Source organism: Clostridium sp. ATCC BAA-442 (assembly GCF_964239415.1).
Classification (GTDB): Bacteria; Bacillota; Clostridia; order Oscillospirales; family Oscillospiraceae; genus Flavonifractor; species Flavonifractor plautii.
In genome coordinates this window covers 1,514-5,772 of record NZ_CAXSQB010000090.1, presented here as the reverse complement: position 1 = coordinate 5,772, position 4,259 = coordinate 1,514, and the positions used below count along the sequence as shown (strand labels likewise).

The window sequence follows — 4,259 nt, the reverse complement described above, 5'->3', positions numbered from 1 at the left end:
GATGGTGACCCGTGCGGGAATCGAACCCACGTTTGCGGCGTGAGAGGCCGCCGTCTTAGCCGCTTGACCAACGGGCCATTGGTGCGCCTTCACGGATTCGAACCGGGGACCCACTGATTAAGAGTCAGTTGCTCTACCAGCTGAGCTAAAGGCGCTTGTCGCCACCATCCAGGGTGCTGCACCCTCAAAACCGAACAATGTAAATCTTCCGCACTTCGCAAGCGCCTGCAATCATCCATGTTAAGGTCAAGCCCTCGGCTTATTAGTACCGGTCAGCTGCACACGTTACCGTGCTTCCACCTCCGGCCTATCAACGACATAGTCTACGTCGTGCCTTACTTCTTTCGAATGAGAGATCTAATCTTAGGGGGAGTTTCACGCTTAGATGCCTTCAGCGTTTATCTCGTCCGTACATAGCTACCCAGCTATGCCCTTGGCAGGACAACTGGTGCACCAGAGGTACGTCCATCCCGGTCCTCTCGTACTAAGGACAGCTCCCTTCAAATCTCTTACGCCCGCAACAGATAGGGACCGAACTGTCTCACGACGTTCTGAACCCAGCTCGCGTGCCACTTTAATCGGCGAACAGCCGAACCCTTGGGACCGAATACAGCCCCAGGATGTGACGAGCCGACATCGAGGTGCCAAACCTCCCCGTCGCTGTGGACGCTTGGGGGAGATCAGCCTGTTATCCCCAGGGTAGCTTTTATCCGTTGAGCGACGGCACTTCCACTTGCATACCGCCGGATCACTAACTCCAACTTTCGTTACTGCTCGACCCGTCGGTCTCGCAGTTAGGCTCGTTTATGCGTTTACACTCACTGCACGGTTTCCGTCCGTGCTGAACGAACCTTTGAGCGCCTCCGTTACCTTTTAGGAGGCGACCGCCCCAGTCAAACTGCCCACCTAACAGTGTCCCCCGACCGGATTCACGGCCGCAGGTTAGAAAACCAGCAAATCAAGGGTGGTATCCCAAGGTTGACTCCACCAAAGCTGACGCCCTGGCTTCCAAGTCTCCCACCTATCCTGTACATGATTTACCGATTTCCAGTATTAAGCTACAGTAAAGCTCCATGGGGTCTTTCCGTCTAGTTGCGGGTAACTGGCTTCTTCACCAGTACAACAATTTCGCCGGGTGGGCTGTTGAGACAGCGCCCAAGTCGTTACGCCATTCGTGCGGGTCAGAACTTACCTGACAAGGAATTTCGCTACCTTAGGACCGTTATAGTTACGGCCGCCGTTTACTGGGGCTTCGATTCAATGCTTCGCCTTGCGGCTAACATCTCCTCTTAACCTTCCAGCACCGGGCAGGCGTCAGCCCCTATACGTCATCTTTCGATTTAGCAGAGACCTGTGTTTTTGGTAAACAGTCGCTTGGGCCTATTCGCTGCGGCCTCCCGTAGGAGGCTCCCCTTATCCCGAAGTTACGGGGTCATTTTGCCGAGTTCCTTAACAACCCTTCTCCCGTTGGCCTTAGGATTCTCTCCTCATCTACCTGTGTCGGTTTGCGGTACGGGCACCTTAGCATACCATACACCTTTTCTCGCCACAGAGCATCGCGGACTTCCCTACTAAAGTTCGGTCCCTTACGCCCGGGTCAACCAACGCCCGGGTCCCGCTATCTCCATGTGTCAGTGTACTTAAGGTTCGGTGGCTACGGAATTTCAACCGTATGTGCATCGACTACGCCTTTCGGCCTCGCCTTAGCTCCCGGCTTACCCTGGGCGGACGAACCTTCCCCAGGAAACCTTAGATTTTCGGCCATTATGATTCCCACATAATTCTCGCTACTCATTCCGGCATTCTCACTCGAATACAGTCCACCGCTGCTTCCGCTGCGACTTCACCCCATATTCGACGCTCCCCTACCCCGCACATTGCTGTGCAGCCCAAGCTTCGGTGTTACGCTTAGCCCCGTTATATTTTCCGCGCAGAGTCACTCGACCAGTGAGCTATTACGCACTCTTTTAATGAGTGGCTGCTTCTAAGCCAACATCCTGGTTGTTTTCGCAACTCCACATCGTTTTCCACTTAGCGTATCTTTGGGACCTTAGCTGTGGGTCTGGGCTGTTTCCCTTTTGTCCACGAGACTTATCTCACGTAGACTGACTGCTGGCCATCAATTATCCGGCATTCAGAGTTTGATAGGGTTCAGTAACCTTATCGGCCCCTAGCCCATTCAGTGCTTTACCTCCGGTAATCTAAGCCAACGCTAGCCCTAAAGCTATTTCGGGGAGAACCAGCTATCTCCGAGTTCGATTGGAATTTCACCGCTATCCACAGGTCATCGCCGACCATTGCAACGGGCGTGCGTTCGGTCCTCCATGGGGTTTTACCCCCACTTCAACCTGCCCATGGATAGGTCACCCGGTTTCGGGTCTATTGCCACTGACTTCATACGCCCTATTCAGACTCGGTCTCCCTTCGCCTCCGGCACTGAATGCCTTAAGCTTGCCAGTAACAATAACTCGCCGGACCATTCTACAAAAGGTACCTCATCACCCTTTAACGGGCTTTGAGTGCTTGTAAGCACAAGGTTTCAGGTTCTCTTTCACTCCCCTCCCGGGGTCCTTTTCACCTTTCCCTCACGGTACTGCTCCTCTATCGGTCATCAGGTAGTATTTAGGGTTGGAGGGTGGTCCCCCCAGCTTCCCACCGGGTTTCACGTGTCCGGCGGTACTCTGGATCCAGTCGCACAACCTTCCCTTTCGGATACGGGGCTATCACCCGCTATGGCCGGCCTTCCCATACCGTTCTCCTAGTTCCAGTTGCTAAAAAACTGTCCACAACCCCGGAGGATAAATCCTCCGGTTTGCCCTCTTCCGCGTTCGCTCGCCACTACTAGCGGAATCTCGGTTGATTTCTCTTCCTCGCCCTACTTAGATGTTTCAGTTCAGGCGGTTCCCCGCGTACGCCTATTTGATTCAACGCACGCTGACAGAGTATTGCTCTGCCGGGTTTCCCCATTCGGAAATCTGCGGGTCAAAGCTTATGTGCAGCTCACCGCAGCTTATCGCAGCTTGTCACGTCCTTCTTCGGCTCCTGATGCCAAGGCATTCCCCTTGCGCTCTTTCTAGCTTGACCTTGTAGAACAGTCTCATCTCTGAGCTGTTCTCAAAATCATGAATTATGCAGGCATCACAGAAGTTTTGCAATTAGCTCCATTGTTTTTACCCTTACTAGAACGGCTTTCGCCATTCTATCTTAGTTCCACAACATTGCTGTTTTGCCCTCTGTTGCTTGCTCTTGTACTTTCGATCTACATTGTTCAGTTTTCAAGGTGCCGCCTTCCAGCCTTTAAGGCCAGATTTTAACACTCAATCCCTTGAGTGTTAAAATCCATTCTTAAATTGGTGGAGGTTACCGGACTCGAACCGGTGACCCCCTGCTTGCAAAGCAGGTGTTCTACCAGCTGAACTAAACCCCCAGGGTTTTGGTGGTGGGCCCAAGTGGACTCGAACCACCGACCTCACGATTATCAGTCGTGCGCTCTAGCCAGCTGAGCTATGGGCCCGTCGTCGTCGACGCAAAGTCCGCTCCGTTCGTGACGTCCTCACGGCCATCCCTCACTGCGCTCTCTTGCGTCTCCTCTCCCGAACAGACCCGCTTCGCCGGGCTCTGTTCGGGTACCCGAGAGTGTACCCTCTAAATTAAACAACGTGAAAGCCATTCGCTCCAGAAAGCTGACCTTAGGACGTTACAACAGAAAACTACTTCCGTTGAAGTCTCCTTAGAAAGGAGGTGATCCAGCCGCACCTTCCGATACGGCTACCTTGTTACGACTTCACCCCAATTATCGAACCCACCTTCGGCCGCGCCCTCCTTGCGGTTAGGCTACGGACTTCGGGTGTTCCCGACTCTCATGGTGTGACGGGCGGTGTGTACAAGGCCCGGGAACGTATTCACCGCGGCATGCTGATCCGCGATTACTAGCGATTCCAACTTCATACAGGCGGGTTTCAGCCTGCAATCCGAACTGGGATGGCTTTTAGGGATTTGCTCCACCTCGCGGTATTGCCTCCCTCTGTTAACCACCATTGTAGTACGTGTGTGGCCCAGGACATAAGGGGCATGATGATTTGACGTCGTCCCCACCTTCCTCCGTTTTGTCAACGGCAGTCTCGCTAGAGTGCTCTTGCGTAGCAACTAACAATAAGGGTTGCGCTCGTTGCGGGACTTAACCCAACATCTCACGACACGAGCTGACGACAACCATGCACCACCTGTCTCCACTTTCCCCGAAGGGCACCTAATGCACT

General features: G+C 53.6%; 4 tRNA genes and 2 rRNA genes (1 of these 6 cut by a window edge). All 6 read right to left on the bottom strand.

Features of this window, described 5'->3' with window-relative positions:
- Window positions 1-2: 2 nt before the first annotated feature.
- Window positions 3-77: transfer RNA gene (locus ACESY8_RS19295), tRNA-Glu, on the bottom strand.
- Window positions 78-79: 2 nt separating this feature from the next.
- Window positions 80-155 (bottom strand) — tRNA-Lys (locus ACESY8_RS19290).
- 87 nt (window positions 156-242) lie between these two features.
- Window positions 243-3,084, bottom strand: a 23S ribosomal RNA gene (locus tag ACESY8_RS19285).
- A gap of 267 nt (window positions 3,085-3,351) precedes the next feature.
- A tRNA-Ala gene (locus tag ACESY8_RS19280) sits at window positions 3,352-3,427 on the bottom strand.
- A gap of 10 nt (window positions 3,428-3,437) precedes the next feature.
- Window positions 3,438-3,514: transfer RNA gene (locus ACESY8_RS19275), tRNA-Ile, on the bottom strand.
- 220 nt (window positions 3,515-3,734) lie between these two features.
- A 16S ribosomal RNA gene (locus ACESY8_RS19270) occupies window positions 3,735-4,259 on the bottom strand; it runs 1,095 nt beyond the window's last position.
- Together the 16S and 23S rRNA genes with 4 tRNA genes alongside form the textbook arrangement of a ribosomal RNA operon.